General features: G+C 50.8%; 34 protein-coding genes. 32 read left to right on the top strand and 2 right to left on the bottom strand.

The genetic code is table 11. The annotated features are described in order from the left end of the window. Positions 1–87 precede the first annotated feature (87 nt). The 23 genes from nrdB to ACOTWU_RS19275 all read left to right on the top strand — a co-directional run bounded on the left by nrdB (position 88) and on the right by ACOTWU_RS19275 (position 17,153). Positions 88–1,230, top strand: a complete 1,143-nt coding sequence (nrdB, locus tag ACOTWU_RS19385; protein ID WP_002231164.1) for a class Ia ribonucleoside-diphosphate reductase subunit beta — start codon at positions 88–90, stop codon at positions 1,228–1,230. A gap of 82 nt (positions 1,231–1,312) precedes the next feature. Then, on the top strand, positions 1,313–2,182 hold the full coding sequence (locus ACOTWU_RS19380; protein WP_042863521.1) for a phosphoribosyl-ATP pyrophosphohydrolase: 870 nt from the start codon (positions 1,313–1,315) through the stop codon (positions 2,180–2,182). A 189-nt stretch (positions 2,183–2,371) separates the two neighbouring features. Further along, positions 2,372–3,475 (top strand): thymidylate synthase, encoded by a 1,104-nt coding sequence (locus ACOTWU_RS19375; protein ID WP_022649915.1) that lies wholly within the window; start codon positions 2,372–2,374, stop codon positions 3,473–3,475. 19 nt (positions 3,476–3,494) lie between these two features. After that, a complete protein-coding gene (locus ACOTWU_RS19370) occupies positions 3,495–3,890 on the top strand; it encodes a hypothetical protein (RefSeq protein ID WP_160859100.1) in 396 nt (131 codons plus the stop codon). Then, positions 3,887–4,363 carry a trimethoprim-resistant dihydrofolate reductase DfrA51 gene (gene dfrA51 / locus ACOTWU_RS19365; protein ID WP_000781812.1) on the top strand — a complete coding sequence of 159 codons (477 nt, stop codon included), beginning with the start codon at positions 3,887–3,889 and terminating at the stop codon, positions 4,361–4,363. The genes ACOTWU_RS19370 and dfrA51 overlap by 4 nt, the downstream gene beginning before the upstream one ends. Further along, a complete protein-coding gene (locus tag ACOTWU_RS19360) occupies positions 4,363–5,007 on the top strand; it encodes an AAA family ATPase (protein ID WP_000386471.1) in 645 nt (214 codons plus the stop codon). Before dfrA51 ends, ACOTWU_RS19360 begins: the two co-directional genes overlap by 1 nt. A gap of 63 nt (positions 5,008–5,070) precedes the next feature. Continuing rightward, positions 5,071–5,490 carry a hypothetical protein gene (locus tag ACOTWU_RS19355; protein WP_042863522.1) on the top strand — a complete coding sequence of 140 codons (420 nt, stop codon included), beginning with the start codon at positions 5,071–5,073 and terminating at the stop codon, positions 5,488–5,490. Positions 5,491–5,499: 9 nt separating this feature from the next. Then, positions 5,500–6,057, top strand: a complete 558-nt coding sequence (locus ACOTWU_RS19350; protein WP_000208226.1) for a 3'-5' exonuclease — start codon at positions 5,500–5,502, stop codon at positions 6,055–6,057. Between the two features lie 128 nt (positions 6,058–6,185). Further along, positions 6,186–7,028 (top strand): hypothetical protein, encoded by an 843-nt coding sequence (locus tag ACOTWU_RS19345; protein ID WP_042863523.1) that lies wholly within the window; start codon positions 6,186–6,188, stop codon positions 7,026–7,028. 185 nt (positions 7,029–7,213) lie between these two features. Further along, positions 7,214–7,807 carry a phage N-6-adenine-methyltransferase gene (locus ACOTWU_RS19340; protein WP_004109976.1) on the top strand — a complete coding sequence of 198 codons (594 nt, stop codon included), beginning with the start codon at positions 7,214–7,216 and terminating at the stop codon, positions 7,805–7,807. A gap of 202 nt (positions 7,808–8,009) precedes the next feature. Further along, on the top strand, positions 8,010–8,240 hold the full coding sequence (locus ACOTWU_RS19335) for a hypothetical protein (RefSeq protein WP_000262979.1): 231 nt from the start codon (positions 8,010–8,012) through the stop codon (positions 8,238–8,240). 593 nt (positions 8,241–8,833) lie between these two features. Further along, complete coding sequence (gene rnhA, locus ACOTWU_RS19330) at positions 8,834–9,442, top strand: ribonuclease HI (protein WP_039264856.1); 609 nt, start codon at positions 8,834–8,836, stop codon at positions 9,440–9,442. Between the two features lie 141 nt (positions 9,443–9,583). Beyond that, positions 9,584–10,078: a hypothetical protein gene (locus tag ACOTWU_RS19325; protein ID WP_045339190.1), complete on the top strand. Its 495-nt coding sequence runs from the start codon at positions 9,584–9,586 to the stop codon at positions 10,076–10,078. Positions 10,079–10,087: 9 nt separating this feature from the next. Further along, positions 10,088–10,276 carry a hypothetical protein gene (locus ACOTWU_RS19320; protein WP_000872126.1) on the top strand — a complete coding sequence of 63 codons (189 nt, stop codon included), beginning with the start codon at positions 10,088–10,090 and terminating at the stop codon, positions 10,274–10,276. A gap of 108 nt (positions 10,277–10,384) precedes the next feature. Then, the gene (locus ACOTWU_RS19315; protein WP_000462606.1) at positions 10,385–11,227 is read left to right on the top strand and encodes a Rha family transcriptional regulator; all 843 of its coding nucleotides are present in this window, start codon (positions 10,385–10,387) and stop codon (positions 11,225–11,227) included. A 108-nt stretch (positions 11,228–11,335) separates the two neighbouring features. Next, a complete protein-coding gene (locus tag ACOTWU_RS19310; RefSeq protein WP_022649922.1) occupies positions 11,336–11,908 on the top strand; it encodes a hypothetical protein in 573 nt (190 codons plus the stop codon). A 141-nt stretch (positions 11,909–12,049) separates the two neighbouring features. Further along, a complete protein-coding gene (locus tag ACOTWU_RS19305) occupies positions 12,050–13,735 on the top strand; it encodes a DUF4942 domain-containing protein (protein ID WP_042863525.1) in 1,686 nt (561 codons plus the stop codon). Between the two features lie 58 nt (positions 13,736–13,793). Next, entirely contained in the window at positions 13,794–14,483 is a 690-nt protein-coding gene (locus tag ACOTWU_RS19300; RefSeq protein ID WP_058672520.1) for a hypothetical protein, read from the top strand. Next, positions 14,480–14,761, top strand: a complete 282-nt coding sequence (locus tag ACOTWU_RS19295) for a hypothetical protein (protein WP_042863527.1) — start codon at positions 14,480–14,482, stop codon at positions 14,759–14,761. The genes ACOTWU_RS19300 and ACOTWU_RS19295 overlap by 4 nt, the downstream gene beginning before the upstream one ends. A 2-nt stretch (positions 14,762–14,763) precedes the next feature. Then, on the top strand, positions 14,764–15,135 hold the full coding sequence (locus ACOTWU_RS19290; protein ID WP_042863528.1) for a hypothetical protein: 372 nt from the start codon (positions 14,764–14,766) through the stop codon (positions 15,133–15,135). A gap of 91 nt (positions 15,136–15,226) precedes the next feature. After that, the gene (locus ACOTWU_RS19285; RefSeq protein ID WP_042863529.1) at positions 15,227–15,868 is read left to right on the top strand and encodes an HD domain-containing protein; all 642 of its coding nucleotides are present in this window, start codon (positions 15,227–15,229) and stop codon (positions 15,866–15,868) included. Continuing rightward, positions 15,865–16,416 carry a hypothetical protein gene (locus ACOTWU_RS19280; protein WP_042863530.1) on the top strand — a complete coding sequence of 184 codons (552 nt, stop codon included), beginning with the start codon at positions 15,865–15,867 and terminating at the stop codon, positions 16,414–16,416. Before ACOTWU_RS19285 ends, ACOTWU_RS19280 begins: the two co-directional genes overlap by 4 nt. 38 nt (positions 16,417–16,454) lie before the next feature. Next, positions 16,455–17,153: a lysozyme inhibitor LprI family protein gene (locus ACOTWU_RS19275; protein WP_045339196.1), complete on the top strand. Its 699-nt coding sequence runs from the start codon at positions 16,455–16,457 to the stop codon at positions 17,151–17,153. 55 nt (positions 17,154–17,208) lie between these two features. Here ACOTWU_RS19275 and ydfZ read toward each other — a convergent pair whose 3' ends face one another. After that, the gene (gene ydfZ / locus ACOTWU_RS19270; RefSeq protein WP_045339198.1) at positions 17,209–17,412 is read right to left on the bottom strand and encodes a putative selenium delivery protein YdfZ; all 204 of its coding nucleotides are present in this window, start codon (positions 17,410–17,412) and stop codon (positions 17,209–17,211) included. Between the two features lie 186 nt (positions 17,413–17,598). On the opposite strand from ydfZ, the gene ACOTWU_RS19265 reads away from it, so the two are divergent. The 3 genes from ACOTWU_RS19265 (at position 17,599) to ACOTWU_RS19255 (ending at position 18,504) form a co-directional block, all read left to right on the top strand. Continuing rightward, positions 17,599–17,865, top strand: coding sequence for a hypothetical protein (locus ACOTWU_RS19265; protein WP_042863532.1), 267 nt, complete (start codon positions 17,599–17,601; stop codon positions 17,863–17,865). A gap of 85 nt (positions 17,866–17,950) precedes the next feature. Next, positions 17,951–18,187, top strand: coding sequence for a DUF1380 domain-containing protein (locus ACOTWU_RS19260; RefSeq protein ID WP_042863533.1), 237 nt, complete (start codon positions 17,951–17,953; stop codon positions 18,185–18,187). Continuing rightward, positions 18,187–18,504 carry a hypothetical protein gene (locus ACOTWU_RS19255; protein WP_063162178.1) on the top strand — a complete coding sequence of 106 codons (318 nt, stop codon included), beginning with the start codon at positions 18,187–18,189 and terminating at the stop codon, positions 18,502–18,504. Before ACOTWU_RS19260 ends, ACOTWU_RS19255 begins: the two co-directional genes overlap by 1 nt. Positions 18,505–18,541: 37 nt before the next feature. Here the strand turns inward: ACOTWU_RS19255 and ACOTWU_RS19250 are convergent, their stop codons facing one another. Then, positions 18,542–18,847: a 4-fold beta flower protein gene (locus tag ACOTWU_RS19250; protein WP_023316000.1), complete on the bottom strand. Its 306-nt coding sequence runs from the start codon at positions 18,845–18,847 to the stop codon at positions 18,542–18,544. Positions 18,848–20,486: 1,639 nt separating this feature from the next. On the opposite strand from ACOTWU_RS19250, the gene ACOTWU_RS19245 reads away from it, so the two are divergent. The 6 genes from ACOTWU_RS19245 (at position 20,487) to ACOTWU_RS19220 (ending at position 23,003) form a co-directional block, all read left to right on the top strand. Further along, the gene (locus ACOTWU_RS19245) at positions 20,487–20,702 is read left to right on the top strand and encodes a hypothetical protein (protein WP_016051704.1); all 216 of its coding nucleotides are present in this window, start codon (positions 20,487–20,489) and stop codon (positions 20,700–20,702) included. Positions 20,703–20,715: 13 nt separating this feature from the next. Then, the gene (locus ACOTWU_RS19240; RefSeq protein WP_162269381.1) at positions 20,716–20,931 is read left to right on the top strand and encodes a hypothetical protein; all 216 of its coding nucleotides are present in this window, start codon (positions 20,716–20,718) and stop codon (positions 20,929–20,931) included. 140 nt (positions 20,932–21,071) lie between these two features. Then, the gene (locus tag ACOTWU_RS19235; protein ID WP_006812530.1) at positions 21,072–21,383 is read left to right on the top strand and encodes a hypothetical protein; all 312 of its coding nucleotides are present in this window, start codon (positions 21,072–21,074) and stop codon (positions 21,381–21,383) included. Positions 21,384–21,511: 128 nt separating this feature from the next. After that, positions 21,512–21,907 carry a hypothetical protein gene (locus tag ACOTWU_RS19230; RefSeq protein WP_048228564.1) on the top strand — a complete coding sequence of 132 codons (396 nt, stop codon included), beginning with the start codon at positions 21,512–21,514 and terminating at the stop codon, positions 21,905–21,907. Positions 21,908–22,033: 126 nt separating this feature from the next. Beyond that, a complete protein-coding gene (locus tag ACOTWU_RS19225) occupies positions 22,034–22,315 on the top strand; it encodes a hypothetical protein (protein WP_042863537.1) in 282 nt (93 codons plus the stop codon). 205 nt (positions 22,316–22,520) lie between these two features. Further along, a complete protein-coding gene (locus tag ACOTWU_RS19220) occupies positions 22,521–23,003 on the top strand; it encodes a hypothetical protein (RefSeq protein WP_042863538.1) in 483 nt (160 codons plus the stop codon). The last annotated feature ends 15 nt before the right edge of the window (positions 23,004–23,018 follow it).

The raw sequence follows: 23,018 nt of genomic DNA, 5'->3' as shown, positions 1-23,018 counted from the left end.
CACCTTTTCATTGAGTTGAGTACCTTGTTTAAACCAATAAGATAACAATTTGTTTAAAGCCACTCGATAACATTCAGAGGGAAACACATGACTTATTCTACTTTCCGTTTGGGCGCTAACGACGCAACGAAGGAACCTATGTTCCTCGGCCAGTCTGTCAACGTAGCACGCTACGATCAGCAAAAGTACCGTGACTTCGAAAAGCTGATTGAGAAACAACTCTCGTTCTTCTGGCGCCCTGAAGAAGTCGACATTACCACTGACCGCATCGACTTCAATACCAAGCTGCAAGAGCACGAACGCCATATTTTCCTGAGCAACCTGCGTTACCAGACGTTGTTGGATTCCGTTCAGGGTCGCAGTCCAAACGCAACACTACTGCCGCTGATCTCCATTCCTGAGCTGGAGACATGGGTTGAGACCTGGTCGTTCTCTGAGACGATTCACAGCCGCAGCTATACCCACATTATCCGCGGTATGGTGGATGACCCGAGCATCGTTTTCGACGGCATCGTCACGGACGAAGAGATCATCAGCCGGGCTGTAAGCATCTCAAGCGAATATGACAGGCTGTACGAAATGACCTGCGCTCGCCAGCATCTTGGTGAAGACGAATTTGAACGGCTTTATGTCAGCGAGTTTGATGGCAAGCCCTACCCTCTCCAGCGCCAGCTGTTCCGAACACTGGTGTCGGTGAATGCACTGGAGGCGATTCGCTTCTACGTGAGCTTTGCGTGTACGTTCGCCTTTGGTGAGCGGAAGCTGCTGGAGGGCAACACGAAGATCATGCGCTTCATCGCGCGCGACGAGGCTCTGCATTGCGAAGGTACTGAACGCATGATCCGCTTTATGCGTACCGGTCGTGAAGGTCTGATGTGGAAGATGATTGCCGCAGAAGAAGAGAGCTTCATCTATCAGACCATGATGGACGTGGCCGGGCAGGAAATGCGCTGGGCTGACTATCTGTTTAAAGACGGCTCAATGATTGGCTTGAATGCCGACATCCTCAAAAGCTATGTGAAATACCGCACCAACCTGGCAATGCGTCGTCTTGGGCTGCGACCGCTGTTCCCGGAAATCAAAGACGATCCACTGGTATGGATGAACAAATGGCTGCTGTCAGACACCCTGCAGATCGCTCCGCAGGAAGCTGAACAAAGCAACTACCTCGTTGGCCAGATTGACTCCGCTGTCGATCGCTCCGGCCTGAGCCAGTTCGCAGACCTTTAAGCCGAGTTTAACCACTTTGTGGCCTGGCGCTGCTGGGTCACAATTGACGTATCAAATGAAGTCCAAAGGAAAGAAAGAAGACATGAAATTTACGAAACTGACCGATCATCTGAAACTTGCCGCAGACAAACTCGTGGGATTTAAGCCAGAGCCTTACGAGTTGAATCCCGGTTTTGGCAAGGCAACGGAAATCATCTACCTGATGGTTGACCAGTTCCACACACTGTTTCAGCACCCACGCCGTGCCATTCCAGATCCGGCACTACTGCGTCTGCGTGCCAAGCTGATCCACGAAGAAGCTGTTACCGAGGGCATCCCGGCAGCTAAAAACGGGGACATGACGGCGCTGCTGGATGCGATGGCTGACTTCCTTTACGTGGGCGTCGGCACAATGGTGGCCATCAAAGGCGGTATCTCTACAGGCATGAGCTACTACACCCAAGAGCAGAGTGTTGATCGCTTCATCCACACCATCATGGTTCCAGGCAACACGGTCTTTGACGACATGGCCATCCCGTTTGAAGAAGCAAAAGAAGCTGCATTAATGCTGAATGCACTGGCTGACAAACTCGAAGCGAAGCCGATTAGCGATTCCGAATTGGTGCAGGAGCTGCGCCGCGTGATGAACAAAATCTACGTTGCCTGCATGATGACCTACCGCCTGGCTGATTTTCTCGGTATCGATATTGTTGAGCTGGTGGCAGAAATCCATCGTTCCAACATGACCAAGCTGTGGCCGGCTGACGCCGAAGAGCGTCGTGTGGCGGTAGAGAATTGCAAATACGACAAGGAAGATCTGGGCTTCCGCCACGCTGAAGGGACTGACATGATGATTGGCTTCAGAGTTTCTGATGGCAAGATCCTCAAATCCCCAACCTACAGCGATGTGGATCTGACTCGCTTTGTTGAGAAGGCGAAAGCCTCATCTCTTTACGAGATGGTAAAAAAATAATTGTAAGTATCTACTTATCATTATATATTGCCTGGGCGTGTTTTATTGTCCAAGTTCTTAATTGCTCATTGCAATGGTGGCCTAAGAGCCACCATTTTTTTTACTCCCCTCCTAGCCTTACACACTTCTGACAGATAAACTAGTATAAAATAATATGTATGTACTTACTTATCTTGTGTGAGGTTGATTTTGTCTATCCTACTGAATCGAGACTTTACGAACGGTCAGTTTGCCAGTGGTTCGTATGCCAAAGTGGTTGAAACGGTGCTCAACACTGGCGTTCACGCGGGTGATCGCACCGGAACCGGCACAAAAAGCGTTTCATATGTCCCTTCCTACTACATGCTAACGGGCGGCTCTGTTCCACTTATCTCCGGAAAAGCCGTCAACCTGAAGCCGTTACTGGTTGAGCTGGAGTGGTATCTCAAAGGAACGGGCAACATCCAGTTCCTGAAAGACAATGGCGTCAAAATCTGGGATGCCTGGGCTGATGAAAATGGCGATTTAGGCCCGGTCTATGGCAAACAATGGCGTCGGTGGGAAGATACCCGCATCGTGAGCCATAGCGAGTATTTGAGTAAAATCGACACGTTCCGTGAGCGCGGGTACAAGGTCGAGGGGTATCTGGGCGTAAGTGAAGATCGCGTTGTGTTGTCCCGTGAAATCGACCAGCTACAGCGTATCGTTCACACGCTTCGCACCAACCCGACAGATCGTCGCATCCTGCTGAATGCCTGGAATGTTGGCGAACTGGAAGACATGAAGTTGCCGCCATGCCATTTCGTGTTTTCACTGTGGAGTCGCGAGCTGGACTTTGAGACCCGACTGACGATGGCCACCGACATTGGCATTCAGCACAACCGCCACGGCCACGAGTCCATTTACACCCAGATGCTGTGTCTTCTGGAAAGAGATGGCGGCATTACTGAGAACATGCTGGACGAGCTGGGCATCCCGAAACGCATTCTGAACTCATGCCTGGTGCAGCGCAGCGTCGATACCTTTGTTGGTATGCCGTTCAACATCGCCGGTTACGGCATTCTCACCCACTTCCTCGCGAAGATCACCGGCCACATGGCTGGCGCATTCGTGCATTTTGGCTTTGACGTTCATCTCTACGACAACCACATGGAAGGCGTTGAGGAGCTGATGAAGCGCGAGCCGCCCAAAGAGTCCGACCCGGTTGTCATTTTTCCGCATGAATGGGCCGAACTGGACGACTTCAAATGGGAAGGTGTGCAGGTGTGCGGCTACAGCCCTCTTCCGTGGATCAAGGTTCCAGTGGCGGTGTGATATGGCCAGAGGGATGTATGTGTTGTGTGAAATTGAGGGTGTGCTGGCGAGAGCCAGCCATCGCAAAGCAGTGTCTGATGCGGATGCAGGCGCTCTCATTGCCGGTGATGAACTCATCTTTCCCACCAGCCGCATGTTGCGTGGTTTTGCTCGCTCCGGTGCTGAAGTGGTGCTTATCAGTAGTCGTCCGGAAGCGCTCGAAGGCCCAACCAAACGCTGGCTGAAGGACTTCGGCATTGATTATGACTGGCTCCATCTGGTTCCGCGCGGTGTCAGTTTTGAAACCCATATCAAGCGCACGCTGGCAGAGCACAAAGGCGACTTACTTATCGCCGCACTGGTTCATGATCCGCGTCTGCGTTCTGCGCTGGCAGATTCTCACCAGCGACCAACCATCTATGAGGTAAGCCAATGAAGATGATTGCAGCTGTCGGCCGCAACTATGAAATCGGCATTGGCAACGAACTTCCCTGGCGTTGCCCGACCGATCTGAAACTGTTCAAACAACTCACCAAAAACGCCACTGTCGTGATGGGACGCAAGACGATGGAAAGTCTCAAGCGCCCGCTGCCAGAGCGCCATAACCTCGTTTTGACGCGCTCTCGTGGGTATATCCCCAATGGGTTCTACCCCGCTGGCATCGATGACGTTTTGAGACTGCCAGATCCGGTCTGGGTGATTGGTGGCGGGCAGATTTACTCGCTCTTTATGCCACACGTAGAAGAGATCTGGCTGTCGCATATTGGCGTGGATGTGCCGGGCGCGGATGCGTTCTTCCCGGCGCCAATGATGCGTTCTTTAGGGTTCGTACCAGTCGAAACGGCTTATACCCAACGTGCAAATGAGGATGAGCCTGGCTTTTTGCAGATCGTATACAGAAGGTCGTAATGGATTACCGGATTGGAATCACTGGCGCACAGGGCAGTGGAAAAACAACCCTGGCAAGGTACATCGATGCGCATTATGGCATTCCGTATGTGGATGCCGGCGTTGGCAAGCTGATGAGCAGTCTGGGGGTGAAGGTTGGCGAGCGTTTGCCCCTTTACGAACGTCTTCAGGTTCAGATGGAGATTGCCAGACACATCGAGATGATCACCCGCGGCGTTGAAGGTTTTGTTATCGACCGCACGCCAGCCGATGTCATGGCTTATACGCTTGACCTGGTCGGCCAGACCAACGAAGACCGCTGCATCGAGCTGGCTCTCGACATTGAGCAGTTTTGCCACAAAGCGGCCATTTCCAACTTCAATGCTATCGCGGGTCTTCGCCCGGGCGTTGAGCTTTCCAGCAAAGATCTCGCGCGTCCCCAGCGAGGATCGCTTGACCGTCTCTATGTTGCTCGCATCGATGCACTTATGTGCGGTGAGCTGACGAAAATCAACACGCTTCCCCAAACCGGCGATCTGCAGGTGTTCGTTATTTCTGAAAAGTGCCGCACGGTTGAAGCGCGAGCCAGATCGGTATTGCGAGTGCTGGACAGAGCCGCTGAAAACATCGAGCGCCGTATAACAGGACGAGTGACCTTCCACTGAATGTTGCTCCCCTGTTGGGCAGTGTGACAATAAGACACGCGAAATGAATCGAGGAAAAACAGAATGATAGACGAACTTCCCCTCTCGGATGAATTAGATCGTAAAGCGATTGAAGCACTGATCCGCATTGCTGACGAACAATCCCGCTCTTTGATGAGTGAACGTGAAGCACGTCTGGCTATCCGCGCAGTGTTTGAGTCCGTTCAAGGACTTGTTGGGGAAGAGGTTGGCGAAGCCATCAATGTGGCGATGTCGCAGTTCAATGGCGGCACCAAGCTCCCTCTGTTTCCTATGCACCTCAAACTCTCAGGCGGTACGGTTCTGTACGTGTCCGTTTGCCTGGAGACCAACCAAATCCAGATCCTCAACACATCAACGGGCGAATGGCGCGAGCCGGTCGTCTGCGAAAGTGGCGAGGACGCACTGAAAAAGGCTGCTCAGTTTGTGCGTGGCGCACTGCTGAAAGGCGCGAAGAAGCTGTAAGGAGTACGAATGACCACGATTGTCGGTGGCGTCGATATTGAGTCCACAGGGCTGGACTTCACATCCGGCCACAAAATTATCGAAATCGCGATAACCCGTTATGAACTGGAAACCCAGAAGCACATCGACAGCCTTGAGATGCGCTTCAACCCGCGTCGCAGTATCGATCCGAAGGCGCAGGCAGTGCATGGCATTTCACTGGAAGATCTGGCGACGGAACCGCTACTGGCTGACCACGCAGGCAAGATTGCTGCGTACATGGGCGCATGTAGCGCGTTAGTCGCCCATAACGGAGAGGCTTTTGACCTTCCGTTCATTCGCCACGAGTTCGGTAGCTATGGGGTGAAATTGCCAGATATCCCTCTGGTTGACTCCATGCTGGATGGCTTGTGGGCTACCGAGGATGGGAAGCGCCCACGCCTGGAAGAGCTGGCGTTCTCACTTGGGTTCACTTACGACCGTGAGAAGGCCCACAGCGCTCTCTACGATACTGACCTGATGATGCAGTGTTTCTTCAAAGCCCGAGAGAAATACGGCTTCTTCAAACTCCCATTCGAAAGCGCCTGATGGCGCTTTTTCTTTGCCTTCAGTTCTTCTAACTGCCTGTAATTATGACTTTTCCGCCTGATAGGTTTTGCCAGAATACGCTCAACCAAAACGCGGAAACGCACCAACGAAAACATAAGGAGTTAAAAATGAGCGCAGTTACAAACACTGTTAAAAACGATGACCTGGACGAACTGACTGCAATGTTGCAATCTCTCGACGAACCAGTGCAGAAAGCTGCGAAAATGAGCGGCGTCGACGAGATCGACGATCTTCTCTCTGGTCTGGATGATGCAATCGCAAAACCAGTCGAGGCGGTGGCGGATGAAGTCATGAATGCCAGCTCTACCGGCGATCTGAGTAGCGTTCTGGAAGAGCTTGAGATTGAGCACGAATCGGTGAAGGTCGAGGAACCAGAGCGTGACCTTGTTGCGGAGATGGTGAACGAGCCAGCGCCTGAACTTGACGCTCGAAGTACTGAGACTACCGGTACAGATCCAACCCCTTTACCTTCAGTGGCGTCAGAGCCTAAACCTGAAGAAGAGCAGCCAAAACGCCAGAAGGCAAAATCAGAGCGTACCCCTGCCAAACCTCGCTTCACGCTGGAAGGTAAGGACGAATCGTTCTATGCGACAGCCGGTCTGGAAAGTGAGAGCTTTACTACCGCATTCGAAGGGGCGCCAGTCAAAGCGAAAGACAAGATCTTAAACCTTTTGAACTGGTTTAGTGGTGGGCCGGAAATCAGCGTCTACACGGTAATCGCAATGCGCCATATCCTTGACGCGAACACGGCGACCAGCAATAGCATTAAACTGGCGCTAATGAGCAACCCGGAGAAACCATATCCGCTCAACACCGCTTCGACTCAGGCTGGCCAGATGATGGCTGTGTTTCCAGCTACTGGCATTGCCACCAGGGAAGGTGGAAATCTAAGCCTTAATAAAGAGTCGCCGATCGTCAAAAAATTCATAGCGGAGTATTCCATTGGATGATGTTCCCCTACCCGATCTAAAGCCCCCTGAGAGCTTTAGGACGCTGGGTAAGCTAATTGCATACCCAGCATCGATAAAACGCGCCAGAGAGCTTCCCGTTTGCGAATCTGGCGCGTTCTTCTTTGTTTGCTATCCGTTGGATTAAATGAAAAAATAGGTAAGTATTTACCTATCAGAGCAAAATAATGATCGCAGCCGAAAAAATCAAAAAGCGAGAGCGTGATGCCTCTCTTCGCGACCTTTGGCGCACACCGCAGTGGTTGTTTGTCGCCATCCAACGTTACATAGGCGTAAAGTTCGATGTGGACGTCGCCTGCAACAAAGATAACGCTCTCCTGCCGAACTTTATCGGTGTTGAGCGTGATGCGCTCAAGTGCAGCTGGGGAGAACCTGGCACTGTGGCGTTCCTTAACCCGCCCTACTCCAAAATCACCCCCTGGATAGACGCAGCCATCCGCGAGCAGGCGCGTGGAGTGACGACGGTCATGTTGATACCACAATCCCTCGATACGCAGTGGTACGAGCGTGCGGCTGAATGCGCCAACGAAACCGTCATCTTGTCTGGCGGCCGCGTGGCGTTCGTTGAGCCAGATGTTGAACTTGGGCTGGTGGAGGTGAACATCAACCCTGGTGGCAGCATGTTGCTTATCTTCCGTGGCTACTGTCAGGAAGCTGGGCACACCATCAGCAAGATACCGCTGGCGGTGATGAAAAAGCTGGGTGGTTATGATCCTGCCAATGTTGTCAGGAAGAAGAGACCACGTAAAAAGGCAGCGTAAACACCAGTCTGGGAGTTAGTTTGAGAGCCTGCTTCCGTATATATAAATAACTAAGTACTAATTATTAATATATACAGACGCAGGCTTTTTAAGACGTGATTTCCAAACAGCTCCCAGACCGTTTTACACCTCCAGAACCCACTGGAACCCCTCTTCAGACGCTTTAGAATCGATTTTATGAACCACAGTAAGGAAAACTATCATGGTATACCCGACGAACGTCGTAGCGCTCGTTGAGAGCGATTTTCTGGCCAAAGTGCGCGACATGATGAAAGATCGCGATAAGGCTTTCAGTCTCTACGAATGGTCGCTCAAATGTCTTCATTCAGGCGAGCACAAAGAGCTGGTGGAGCAGCTGTTAGGGGAACTCATCAATGAGGTGTTTGCCCTGAACGTCCAGCTTCATGGTCGAGAAAATAATCAATCAAAATAATCGGTAAGTACTTACCATTTAAAACGCTGATCGCCAGTGATAAAATCTACCCGCTTTCCGGATTGATTCCGGCAGCTCGACCTGATGGGTGGGGGATAGCGTCACTGGCGTCAGGTTTAAAAAAGCTCACTACCAGCGTAGAACCGGCACCGTTTAGGGGTTGGGGAAGGGGGAACCAAAGTGAGCAGAGAGAAGGGTCACTTTATGATTGTCGAGTCTGGAGTGTTTCGAGAGGTTGAATCCAGTACTCCCCTTCATAAAGTGTGGGAAGATCTCGGTTCTGGGGTGCTGTCATCCATAACTTCCCAAGCCTAAGCTGGCAGTAGACTTAGGTCATAACTTTTCAGGTTATGTAACGACCAGGTTGGTGAGGAAATTTTGTACTCACCTCCCTGGGAAAGTATTACCTGAAAAGACAACCTCTCACTTCGTTCGAGGTGAACTTCACTCACTTCGTTCGTTCAGTTCAGGTTTTATTAAAACCTGTTCTGGGAAGTAAGTTTTTCTTTTCTAAAAATTTTTAATATTCACACGCACGCGTGCGCACACGCGCGAGGAAAAAAATCGTCGCGGCGCGCGATTCTGGAGCCAAAATGACGACCAAGACCCCAGCCCGGCAACATACTGGCTGCCGCACGAAGTCCAAAGCCAGATACCAAACCCACCAGCAATCCCGTACCAACTTCAAAACCCCCGTAGTCGAGTTCAATCCCCAGCTCAAAACCGTAAAAGTATTCAGTGATGGCTCTTGCCTCAAAAATCCGGGCGGGCCGGGCGGTTACGGCATCGTTCTCCAGTATCGAGGCGAAGAGCGCGAGCTTTCTGAGGGCTTCCACAGCACGACCAACAATCGGATGGAGATGATGGGCGCCCTGATTGCGCTGGAGCGTCTGAAGTACCCCTGCAACGTGATCCTGCATTCCGACAGCCAGTATTTAAAAAACGGCATGACGCTCTGGATGAAAGGCTGGAAGCGTAACGGATGGATCACGTCTGAGAAGAAGCCAGTCAAAAACGTCGATCTCTGGAAACGTCTCGATTCGGCCGCCAGCCGTCACAATGTCCGCTGGAAGTGGGTTAAAGGTCATGCCGGTCATCGCGAGAACGAAATGTGTGACCGCCTGGCGAAGATCGCCGCCTACTCCGCAGCTGATATGCCTCACAAGCGTGACATTGGATTTTTGTCACAAAAAGATAAGTAAGTATTTACCTATCATTTTAAATCAGGTATCTTACCGTTCGTCAGGATGACGAAGTACCGGTAGGTACTGTTCCAGGATGGAACGCCAAAAGGCGGCTGGCTTGGCCAGCCGCAACTCTTTCTGACACTGAATGGAATCCAAATGGCACGTCAAACGCCTTTCACTTCTTTCAATAAACGTCCCCGTTCAATTCGCCTGGTTCTGGCCGAGCTGTTTAGCGGTCGTGTTTCTGCACGCCTTGCGGAACTGGAAGAACGAGTGTTTGAGCTGGAGAAGCGCATTGATGCGCAAGCTACCGCCATAGCAAATCTGGGTGCGACAGTAGGCATGGGGAAGGTGCGTGATTCCGTCGCCTCTCGTGTGTTGCGTGAATCCCAGGCACACAAGGACAGTTCCCATGGAAAATTTTCAACGAAATCGACTGAAGCCAATGGCCTACGGAGTAATTTTAGCAACCCTGGCAGCGGTAGCCGTGCCAGCCGGTCAGAGTCTGTTGATACCGGACACAACTACTTCCACCACAACCTTGCAGACGACGCCCCTGCCAGAACGACCTCCTGTCTCTCTGGATGGGATGCTGCTGGACACGATTCCAGCTCGACCTGCAACTCCGGATCTTCCTTCTACTGTGACTGAGGCTATTGCATGAAATGGAGCTTCCAGAAAGTCACCGCGATGATTGTTGGCCTCGCCATTTTTCTGCTTGGTGGCTGGATCATGAATCTGGTGAAACTCGTGAACGGTGGCGATCTTCAGTTTGATGCCGGAATGACACTTGCGCGTGTCGTGGGAATTTTCGTTGTTCCGGTGGGCAGCATTCTCGGGTTCTTTTGATGCCGAATCCATTTTCGGCACTGTTAAAACAAATTGTTTAGCCAATTAACCAATGAGAGTTAACAACAAGGGCCACTGACGGCCCTTTTTACACTGAATGGAGAATGTATGTTTGAGATGACTACTTTATCGATTCCCGGTGTGCTCCCGGACAGACCATTGATGTCCTCAAAAGAAATCTCAAAGCTGACCGGTAAACGACACAGCGACATTCTTCGCGACATCCGTAGCGTGCTGAATGAGCTGTATGCCGACGATTACCATAACGCAAAATTGCGTTATGAGAAAAATCAGTTACTTACAATTGTTGAAGGCATTGTTGTCAACATCGATTACCGGGGAATGGAAGGCGAGTACATGCTCGACCGAAAGCATACCGATGTTCTCATTACCGGCTACTCGTTGAAGTACCGCGCTGCTGTCATTGAGCGCTGGCATGAGCTGGAAATGAGTGTTTCAAGCGGGGCGCTTTACGGTGCCTACCCCAGCATCCCGGAAACCTTTTCAGAAGCACTTCGACTGGCAGCCGATCTTGAAGAACAGCGTGCTGATCTTGAGCGCAAGCTGTCGGTGGCAAGGCCAAAAGCCATTCTCATGGACACCATTTGCGGCACTGCTGATGAGCTTTATGGGCTGAATGAAGCTGGTCGCATTCTCGGAACGTCCGGGGCTGTTCTGGGTGCGCTGATGGACTCGCTGGGTGATGTGTACGTTAAGCGCAAATACACCACTGTTAACCGCCAGTTCCTCAAGATCTTCATTGACCGCGGATATGGCAAAAACGTTGTCATCGGAAACGGACGCAACCAGGCCAAGTTCACCTTTAAAGGACTTTGCTTTGCTGCCGTGAAGCTAATTGCTGCCGGGAAAATTACCGCCAGCGCCATTGAGTATGAGCCTTGTCGTGAGCATGTCGAACGCGAAATGAAGGAATCCAAACGTCTTCATTAACCGTCAGTGTGGGCGTCCGCCTTTACGTAGCGTTTGCCCACCTTTTCAGTCACGCCACAATAACGCCATCGAGAAAACAACTTGTTTAAAAACATAAGGAAAAAACACATGTGCGAAAAATGCAAAAAAACTAATGCCAAAGTTGAAAACGTGATTAAAAAAGTTGGTGCGGCCGAACTGGTTGAGATCATGGGTCTTGTGGTTGGTCACGAAGACGACGCCTCCCCTATCGACCGCCTTTTCAGCGTTCTCAAGTTCTCAAGCATGATTGATGATCCGATTGAAATTGTGATGCTGGCGCGTCATTTCGGCGAAGCGTATCTGGAAGAGAAAGAACGCGCCGACAAACTTCAGGCAACTCTGGAAATGGTAATCAAGCCGAAGTGCTCACCGGATTCAGTCAAGGCAGATGAAACCAACGCCAGCAAAGATCGTGAAATCGCCGGGCTGAAGTCTTCTCTGGCGATGTTGCTGGCCGCCTTCAAACTGATGTCTTCCCAGGCTGGGTTCAAAATGCCTGAGCTGAACAGCGACGATCCGATAGCCGTTCGCCATCTGCTGGGGGCAATGGCCGACCAGCTTGACGACACCAAGAGCCGTCTTGAAGACATGATGCGCGAGCTGACCCATCGCCACGACCTGAACAAACAGCCGCACAAAACGCAGCACGTACACCACTAATATCTCACCTGCCGACAGGGGGCGAAAGCCCCCTTTTTTACGCCTTAAATCAGCTGCAACGCCTGTGAATGCTGCTTTTACGCCTTTTCAACTTTGGGAAAATAACACCAACAAGAAAACAATTTGTTTAATGGTGCAATCATGAATACAGCCCTTTCCATCATTGACGCTATCACCCCAAACACTGATATCGACTACCGGCAGGAAATGAACGTCATCCACGAAATTGTGGCCGAGTGCGAGAAAGAGATCGCATTCATGCATCAGGTTCACGACTTCGTTTATGGCGACGAACGCCACAACATGATTAACCGCCTGCTGCGACTCAACCACCGGCCGGATGACGAGCGCACACGCTTTAACAGAGCCTGGCTGGACAAGGTCGACCTTGAATGGGTGAAACAGAATATCTGGGCCGAGTACTGGAAGAAGGTCACGGATATGACAAACGTTCTGCTGATCATGCCAGCTTCCCGCCGCGACGAGTGGCGTGAGCAGTTTATCGAGGGCAAGCAGGAGACCATCAGGACTGACAGAACCGGCTACCAGATGAAGGTTAAGGAGTTCGTTGGTGTGCCGGAGTTCAAAGCAGAAACGGTCATCCCCACGATGCTCAATCTGCTGAATGACAGGCACAAATATCTCTCTGAGCGCGTGTATGGCTTGTTTAAGGCGCTGAGTCCTGCCCACAAGACCAATAAGACGAACGGCTTTAGCGAGCGTCTGATCATCGCCAACTGCATTTCCGAGTTCTGGCGGGACAGCGTCAGCGTGAACTACCGAAAAGAGGACTACATCGACGACCTGCGCGTCATGCTTCATTTCTTCGCGCACAAAGAGTTCATCACCATCAACCGCACAACTGAGATGCTATCTGCTGCGTACCGGGCAAACGACTGCCAGACCGGTGACTGGATGAATGTCGACGGAAACCTGATGCGCGTGAAGATGTTCAAGAACGGCAACGTTCACTTTGAAATACATCCTGACGTGGCCTGGAAGCTGAATGAGGTGCTGGCTTACAGTATGCCTGCAGCAATCCCGGCGCCATGCCGTACTGCACCCAAAACACGGGCACCAAAAGAGTTCGGGTTAATCCAGAAGACGATCTCCGAGCCGGTTCGTACCGCGCTGCGCGACGGGCGATTCAACAAAGACAAAGGCGTCTGGTACTTCTCTGATTCCAACCTCCAGAAGTCGCAAGTGGAAGAGCTTGAGCGCACACTGAACTTCATTGGCGGCGTACAGGAGAAAAAGCACTGGCAGTTCCCGTATGAGATCGGCCATACGCTCAATACGATTGTGGCCACCGGCTTAATGCCGGATACAAAATCACACCAGTTCTACCCTACCCCACGTTTGATAGCTGAGTACGTTGCCAGAGCCATCGAGCTGAAGCCAGGTGAGAAGCTGCTGGAGCCTGAAGCCGGGCGTGGAGATCTGCTGGCCTGCATCGACGCTAATCCGGAAGACGTTACCTGCATAGAAGTCGCACCTCTCTTCGCTGATATCCTGCTTGGCAAGGGGTACACAAATACGGTCTGCTGCGACTTCATGAAGTGGTCTGAGGACAACGCAGGCTATCAGTTTGACAAAATCGTCATGAACCCGCCCTACTCTCTTGGCCGTCACAGAGAGCATACGCTGGCCGCGCTGGAGCATCTGAAAGTCGGCGGGCGACTGGTGGCAGTACTGCCTGGTAATGCGCCAGTTCTGAACTGGATGGCGCTGGATAATTACGTTTATGCCAAAGGGAAGTCGTTTACTGACGAGTTTGAAGACACCGGAATCACTGTAAGCGTATACGTTTTCAAACGCGTAAAATGATAGGTAAATACTTACCTAATTTATGTAAGAATAGAGCCACTTTATCAGAGGTGAACACATGAGCGAAAAATCGAGAATTACATTCGCCAGCGTTAATCAGGCGAAGCTGCCATTTAATTTAGTGCTACAGGGGAACGAAGGAACGCCTGCCGGAACCATCAAAATCGACAAGGAGCTTGTGACGTTCGAAGGTAACTTTGATGAATCGGCGCAGGTTTTTATCGAACATCTGGCACGCCGTTGGAGCCAGCAGTGGAGAGACCTTGAGAAACGCGCCAATGAGTTCGACCGGTTCATGGACGCAATGGACACAGCAAAAGAGGCTCTGTCTGTCGGCACTCCGTTAGATCTGGAGTCGCTTTTCAAAGGAGAAATGGCCTCTGCGATGTTTGCCACCATGTTCGCAGGTGAGTTCGTCCGCAGCGGCGCTAGAAACTACCTGGAGCTGGGGTACAACGTTCCTGAAATGGGCGTGTTTACCGTCACCATCCAGCGCAAAGAGGGCAAGACGCCAGGCGAACGTATCGCTGAACTTGAGGCCGTTGTTGATCAGCGTAACGGCGAGTGTGTTCGTTTGATCAACGAACGTGATGCGCTGCGCGAAGAGCAGCTAAACAAAGGCTCGAACACACGCGCGGCCGCAGACATCTACTTTCAGTTAGTTGAGGAATGCCAGATCCCACCAGGCGGCTCTTTGGTTGAGTATGTCCGCGAATTGCAGGATAAAGCAGAGAGGTGCGCGGCATGAATGATCTGCCTGTCGAGCGCGTCTCCGCTTTTGTTAAGTCCCCGCTGGATAATCCCCTCACCCGCGGTGAGCAGATGGAGCTGGCAAGGTGGTTTCTGCATATCCGTGAGCAGATGGAAGTTTTTAAACAGTTGCCGGATCTGCCCATTACAGACGGCCATGTTCAGCAGGTGATTAACAGCCACGAAAAAGGCTGGGCGATGATTGTGCCGTGCAAAATTACCTACGAGCTGGCTAAGGAAGTGCAGGCTAACAGAGCAAGGAGCAAGGAAGAGTAACTATGAAGTTGGGTAATGCCGTTTCGCTGTTTTTTACAGCATTACTGGAAGGTTTTAATTATCGCTTTTGTCCGGTCTGGGATAAGGCGCTGGATACGCTTATTGAGGAAGGAACGCTGCTTGAGGTGCGAAATGGGATCGCTCTGTTTGAGCGCGATGCCCAGCTATATGAAGTGTTCGTCGGGGCTGGCTTCAACCACTTCGGGCATCTTATTAGCTTGAATACCAAATCCATCGACGAGAGCGTCATGCGCCGTCCGTCGTTCCGTGTAATGGATAAGCTGCAACGTCATGTAAATGCCGAATTACTACGCGTAGCCAAAGAAAAAGAACGAGAGCTACAGGCGATGATTGGATCGCTTATCGCTGAGTAAATAAAGGCCACTATTGTGGCCTTTAACAATTTGTTTTCTACCTTTTCTTATCTGTGAAAATAACTACATCCAGAAAACAACGGAGTTAAGAATGTCCCGTATTTCCAAAGCCCATATGTTTGCCGCTGGCGCTCATGGCGGCGTTGGCCAGAAAAGAAAATATACCGGTGAAGACTACATCAACCACCCGGTTGCAGTCCGCGAGATTGTTGCCTGGCATGGTGGAACCGTGGAGATGCAGATCGCGGCGCTGCTGCATGATGTGGTCGAAGACACCCATGTCACCATAGAGATGGTTCGTGGGCACTTCGGTGAGCACGTAGCCGAAATGGTTCTGGCTCTGACCAACATTGCCAGACCAGAAGACGGCAATCGAATACAGCGCTTCATCATCAACGTCCGGGAGCTGGAGCAAAGCCTCGACATGCAGACGCGCATGATCAAGCTGGCTGACCTGCTGGACAATACCTCTTCTATCGTGAGTCGCGACCCTGAGTTCTCAGCCATCTACCTCGCAGAGAAAGAGCTGATGCTGGCCGTACTCTTTGACGGCAAGGAGATTGGTGCCGATGCCGGTGTTGTCGAGTACCTGGAGAAAAAAGGCATAGAGCATTCGTTGCTGATAAACGCCCGGGCGATGGTGACGAAAGGCATTGCCAGTCTGCAACCGGTACACACCAAACGTTATGAAAAACACAAAGCGCTGATCTGGGGCGCGTGGGAGGCTGCATGAAGGTCGAAAAAATAGATGTTCTTTCCTTTGTGCTGACGGATCTGGAGCGTCTCGACCCGGTACGCGTAATGATTGAAAACTACGAGCCGGGCAAGGGAAGAGTCACCATCACCTGCTATGGGAAAGCATGGACTGCTGCCTGGTTCGCGATGGGCGGTGATGACGTGCAGACGTTTATTAAGAGAGTGAGCAACGATTATTTGATTGGTTGCCTCGACCCTCAATTGCTGAGTACGGTCGACGATGACAACGACGCAAACCTGCTTTTCGTAAAGTCCGAAATCATAAAGTTGCGCAGGGAGAAAGAAATCGACGCAGAACAGGCCCGCAATATGTGGGACGAGGCAGAAAACGCTGATGACGTAAAAGAAAGTTGCTGCTGTTTCGGTGTCGGCAACGAACTGCTGAGTCTGTTTGGTGACGATCCGTGGTATGCCGGTTGGCCAACGGTGCCAAACCCCAGATACCAATACCTGGAACGTATCGTGAACGCGGTACGTGATGGGCTGAAAGCGCTTGACGATCAAGCGAGAGAAGCAGTCGGTTAAGTGTTATAGTCAGGCGCTTTTATATTTATGGAGTGAATATGAAAAATATCCTACTGGCATCATTGTTGGTAGCATCGCCGGCTGCTTTTGCAGCCAGCTTTGACTGCCAAAAGGCTTCGACAGAAATCGAACACAAAATCTGTGACAACGAACGCCTGTCAAAATTAGACGAACAACTTAGCGCAACCTATTCCAGCGCGCTCAAGGCTAACCCAGAAAATGCAGACACCCTAAAGACGGTTCAACGTCAGTGGATAAATATGCGTGGAAGACTCACTGATGATAAGGCTCTTGAGCTGGCTTATCTTATCCAAATTAATGGACTCAAGGGGTTGGATGGTTCGGCCAGCACAGCGGTGGTCAATGAGACACCGAAGCCGGTGCAGAAGCAGCCTGAAGTTCAGGAAAAGACAAGCAAGGCAGACGCAAAGCAGGCTAAGAGCGGTGATGAGCTAACTCTGGAGTCATTCCGAGCTAAGTATATTGAAGTTGACGGTGAATACTACAGCACGACATCCCTTCCCAGAGGGAGTTCGTTCTTATTCACCTGCGCCAGTCGCATTGCCGATGACCAAGTTAATGTCTGGAAGAAGTACGCAGCAAAAGAGGGCAAGATCGACCTTTTCTTTGAGCTTGAGACTCGAATACACACCGCGATGCTGAATGCCAATTTTCAGAAGCTGAATAGTGATTTAACTAAAACAGGCATTTGCGATCTGATTACCGCTATTCCGTAAGCCAGATAAGGCCACTATTTGTGGCCTTAAACAATTTGTTTTATAGGTGGTGAAATTAATGGAACCCCAGGCGAACTAAATCCATTGGGCAGAACAGACCCTTCACACCTTCGATAGACACGCAGTCAGAACGGCGTAATTGTTCTTCTGATTTGCCTTCTCCGCAGATTTCCTTGATGACTCCCGTTGCACCATTCGTTGCCACCATCACTCGGCTGCCGGTAGTGATAGCGTTACGGTTGCGATCATAGGTCTTCATCGTTTCCTCCTTTCACTTGGGTCAAATCAGGTTTCAAAAATTGCCGCTTTTCATGTATGTGCGGTTTGCAAAATCTCAAGTTCCGAAACAAATTGTTTTCACCACCTTGTTATTCAATTAACCAGTAAAGTTGACCAGTACCGTAAAAAATACTACTGTTTATACATACAGTGTTGAGGGTGAACAATGGGTAGCAAGAATTCCAAATATGAGATCGTCTATAGAGGCGAAGCACTCAAACACCTGATACCAGGACAGTTCGTTTTCTTCCAACGTGAAAAAGAATACGGTGGGGGATTCTGGCTTGGCAAAACGCATGATGATGGGTTCGAATTTGTGCTGGAGCAACCCACTTCACTTAGTTACGGGCTTGCGTATCTGATCAGTCTGTCTAGTGTCGAAGCCAGGTATATGGAGTTTGTTGATGACATAGACGACTTCAAACTCACCTAATCATCCCTTAAACATCTTGTTTTCTGCCTTTTGTTATTTGAGATAATAACACCAACAAGAAAACAAGTTGTTTAAGGAGCTAATCATGTTCGGAACCGCAAAAGATATCATCGAAAAGCTGGAGAACTACCCAGAAGACGAGCCGCTGCTGATGGTGATGTGGCACAAGGAAGATGTAGGTGAAGTGCGACCAGACCTGACTGACGAACAGTGCGTTCAGGTTTTGCGAAAAATCAAAGAGTGCCATGACGCCAGCGTCGGCGTGAATTGGGATGTCATTTCTGACACGGCCGACATTCTGTTTCCAAAGGAGAAGGCATGATGCTGAAAATCACCGAATCGTATAAGACGGCGGTGATCAGCACCGCCCACGTAACGGCAGCGGATTCAGAACGGCTACCCATTGCCTGCTTCGACCCACTTACTGATCGCGGGTTAAATTGGGTACACGGTACACAGTATGGCTGGATTGTTCGTGCTGGAGTGCGAGGGAATGACTGGAAAGAAGAGTTGCGTGAGTATGGTATTTCCGAAGAGACGATCTCAAACATACAGACCATAGTGGATGCCGGCTTTGATGCGGTTCACTTCGATTGCGACGCCGAGCTGGTGGATGGGCTGCCTGCCTGGGACTGGTAATTATCGTGCGTCCAAATTGTGGACGCACGATCTTTAGTCATTCGAACTCTTCTGGCAGGGGGAAGTCCTCATAGCCTGCGTACATCGCGTAACCGCTATAATTTGCATATCTACCCCGTGAGCCTCCGTTGGAAGGTGTAAAACTCGAACCTCTGAGATTTCTTTTGTGGCGACTGGTGATTAGTCTGTTATTACTCATTATCTCGCCAATATATTTTCCGTATCTGTCAAAGACGTTATCACCGGAAAATTTGCCAACATGCTTTCCTCTATAGGTATATAGATTGTTATTGCTGATGTAGCCGAAGTACTTCCCTTTCCACGTCCAAACGCTCGTACTCATAACAACTCCAGTTGTTGAGGGGGTATGACAACTATATTGATATTCAGAGCAATTACTACATCAACAATGTAGATTTCTATAAGAGTCCGTTGATCGCCACTTTCCCCACCTTTCCAACCTACCCCAGCCTAGGCGTGACAAGGCATTTAAGCTAATTACACCCATAAGAAAACAAAAAAATAACACATCAACGAAAAGTCAACGCTTTCCCCTGATTTGGTCTAAAAAGTTGACGTTTTCGCACGCCATCTCTTATACCCTAAATCCTGCGCACCAGAATCCATCTCCCTGCGACCAAAACATCAAAAACGACTCGTGATACCACCCAAAAACAGACACACTCAGAAGCGCTCCAGTTGCGTTATATTGGGTATCTAAACAAGTTGTTTTCAAGCATAAGAAAACAAGTTAACCACATCCACAGGAAACCCAGCGACGCCATTACCCACAATCCCGAAAAGACCCACCTCTTCCTGTCAGGCTACCGAAAAGACCCACCTCATTGCCCCAGGCTACAGACCAACCACCTAATCTTCCCAGGCTACCGAGAGCGCAGCTCGCGCACGCAAACCCCTACACGCCATTACCCAATACACGGAGAAGAACAGCCAGAACGAAACCCCGGACAAACCCAGACCAGAACAGGAACCGTCGCCATCTCGCTTACCCACATTACCCCGGAAGAGAACGCAAATTCATGAATGGCAGGAACGCCATTACTTCATATGCGGAGAACAACTAAAGCGCCCTACTGCCATTACCCACACTTCCACCATTTCACGTAAACGGAGAGAAAAGCGCACCTGCCATTACTCAATACACGGAGAAGGAAACTCACCAATACGACGAGAACAACCCAGACGAAAACACAAAGAAGAACCACCTCAAGAAGAACAAAACCACATACGCCGGCAGAGAGAACAAACCGCCCATTTCACCCAAAGGAATACTCGCCGTATAGAGCGTTATCGGGGGGAAGGTTTGCATATCCACAGGAGAGAAAATCCGTAGAGATTTAACTGGAGGTATAAGTGGGAAGGGGAAGAGGGGTATCGCTACTTTCTCCGTAGAAACTCAAGCCATAGTTTTCATCCCCCGTAATGTCTCTCTCCACCCATTCGGTCAGCCTTCGGGCCATCCAGGGAAAAGGCCATGTCCCTTTTCAGAAACGGGAGCGTCGCCGCAGGGAAAAGGCTGGAGGTTTTCAGGGAAACGGTGGGAGTGCCGTTATACGAACCGGGAAAAGGCTGGCTGCCGGTCGGGAAACGGGTACATCCCGGTACAGAGTGAGGGATGGCTGCGGGAGCGGTGCGGGAAATCCTCGGGAGTGCGCCTTACTCTTCGCTCGCCTGAAAATCGCGGGGGAGTGTCGTTCCCTCTTGTGCAGCTGCTGAACTCCATTCTGCCAGACCATCCTCGGGTCTCAAGCAATTTCAGTAGGTTTTCGGGAAGAAGAAAATTCTGCCCACCAGCCCTGCGGCGCGCGTAGAGCAGAATATCGTAAATACTGGCTCTCGTGTCGTTCCCGGATGCTCACTGCCCAGCCTGGCTTTCCCGACATAAAATCCTTTTTCGCCTATGTCTTATTGCGATAATAACACCAATAAGAAAACAACGTGTTTAGACAAAGGAGAAACACATGTACAAGCATCTGAATATCAGCATCACCCTCTGTGGCGAGGAAGCGTCCTCCGAGTGTGAGATCTCCCTCGATGACGTTATCCGCTCTCAGGATGTTGCTGGTCGCGTGGCGACGCTCATCTCTGAAGGATACAGAGAAGGGACGTTTGATTTCCATATCGAGGACAACCCAATGTCCGTCGCGTGGAACTGCACAACGTCAGAAACGAAGTGAGGGTGAAGAGATGATTAAGATGCCTGTGATGGTTGAGGTGTGGAGCGTGGATTCCCTGGCTGAGTGCCTGGATGCTGTGGGGCCGGAGTTGTACCGCAAGTTGTGGTCGTTCGTCCCGGCTGAAGGGGAATCACCCAAAGGGAAGGACATCTGGCACCTGCTGAGTGAAGATGAAAAGCGGGAGCTGGTGGACGCGGTACACATCGAGTTCCCGGACGACGAAGATTAAGCGTGAGGCCACCAGCACGGTGGCTTTTTGCTGTTTGCAACCTCCGGGGCAGCGCAGCACCGTAACGCTATGCTTTGTAGCCGTTTTCTCGCTGGTATTATTTACACCAACAAGAAAACAAGTTGTTTACGGAGTGAATTATGAAAAACGCGATGATCACCAAACTGAGCGCGGGCCAGCCACGTAAAGAAAAACCAACCGTAATGAGCCAGCTGACCCTGCTCGATATCATCGCCAACGGCACTGCCATTCGCCTGTTCAAAGAGACGCTGGTCTCGTTCGACAATGGTTCCCGCACGCGTTACGTAATGAGTGTGCGTCGCCAGAGTGGAAGAGGGTGGATGGCAAAACAGATCATCTGGCCGGAAGGAGAGCTGGAACAGGCGCTACTGGAAGCGAACAAAGTAGCCCAGCAAGAAATCCAGCGTGCCTCTCTCCTGGCGACAGCCTGACATGTGCAAAAGCGATTAGTCGTCCCTACGACAGCCCCGTCCATCCTTCGGGGCTTTTTTGCTTACCTGTATTGTAAGTGCTTACCTATGACAATAATATAATCAGGTCAACAACAGGGAGACCAAAAATGACTGTAATTCGTGAAAACCTGGTTCTTGATTTGTACTATGCGTCAGAAACAACCTCAGGCGGAAAAGTTGCAAAACTGACCGCTATTCTGCGTGACAGCACGAACGGGACTGAAGTGCTCACCACCACCCTGATCCGCACCGGGACAGAAGAGGATGGGGTGTACACCGTAGGCTTCCAGAGCATCAGCAACGCATCCGAACCAATGCTGCTGAAACTGGAAACGTATTTCCGCGGCGTAAACAAAGAGATGTTTGAGAAGATGATGGTGAAAGCAGACGAGCTGTACACCTCCCACTTGAACCCGATCAACACCTGGCTTGGACAATACGGTCTGCGCATCGTGTCCAACGAGCCGGTTGAAAACTACATCCCGGAAAGCGTATTCGCTTAATCCCTCCAATGGCGCGTACCCCGCGCCATTTTCTTATTCCCGATAACAAAATGTTTTTTGCCTTATCCACATTGCGATAATTACACCAACAAGAAAACAAGATGTTTACGCATGGAGGATATGCACATGACCGATTTCACTATCTCCCCTAAAGCTGAAAACGTATGGCTGGAATCCTGGCTCGACCTGTCGCCGGAAGAACAGCAGGAAATGGATCACGTTGAACATGACGAACAATATGATGCCCGCTTCTTCCGCTTTGAGGACAGCGTTTATGATATTGCCGACTTCATGCGCGATGACCGCTTCCCGGACTGGCACGCAGGCTACCCATTAAATGCCTTCGCCATGCTGATGATCCGCGTGGATGGCTCCGGCGATACCATCGACGTCGGTTTGCTCCACTAAGAGAACGAGGCCACACATGCTGGTGGCCTTAAATGACCATCCTGTTCCCCGCAGGCTAAAAACACCCACCTCTTACCGCCAGGCTACCGAACAACCCTCCGACTCCCTGCCGGCCACCAGCTGCCGGAACAGAACGCTTGGACGCCTTATGCGCGTAGCGATAATTAAACCAACAAGAAAACAAGTTGTTTAAAGGATTATCACCATGAACTTTATCGCTACTGTTAACACCCCTGCGCATGGCCATATTTCTGTGACGTTCTCTGATGACGAGAAAAGCGTGCTGGGCGCCTGGCGTGACAATGTAACCATCGAGCTGTCCGGGAAAGAGAAACAGCAGATCACCAATGACATTATCTGCAACCGTCGCCATAAACGCGTATTTGAAAAAGCGTATGTCTCCACTTCGGGATTTGGCGTATTCATCTTCCCGGTACGCAGCGGTCGCTTCTGCCAGTCAAAACTCATCGAGTTCGCCACGCAGATCGCGCTATGGGTTAAAACAGAATCCGGGTTCGACTTCAGCGAACAGGAAGCAGTGGGGGAGGGGATGCGTATCGCCAACAATGCCATCAAGTGCAAAAACGTCACCTACGAAGCAGGAATCGACTCGTGGAGTGTCTCGTGCGGGGACTACGTGAAAGAGGTGTACGGAAAGAACCGTATTCACATCCTGACTGGCAAGTAAGAGGGGAGGGGCTGG

It is taken from the genome of Enterobacter cloacae complex sp. GYL001 (assembly GCF_049237125.1).
In the GTDB taxonomy this organism is placed as follows: Bacteria; Pseudomonadota; Gammaproteobacteria; order Enterobacterales; family Enterobacteriaceae; genus Enterobacter; species Enterobacter hormaechei_C.
Note: the sequence above shows the minus strand (reverse complement) of the source record. Positions and strands in the feature narration are given on the sequence as shown.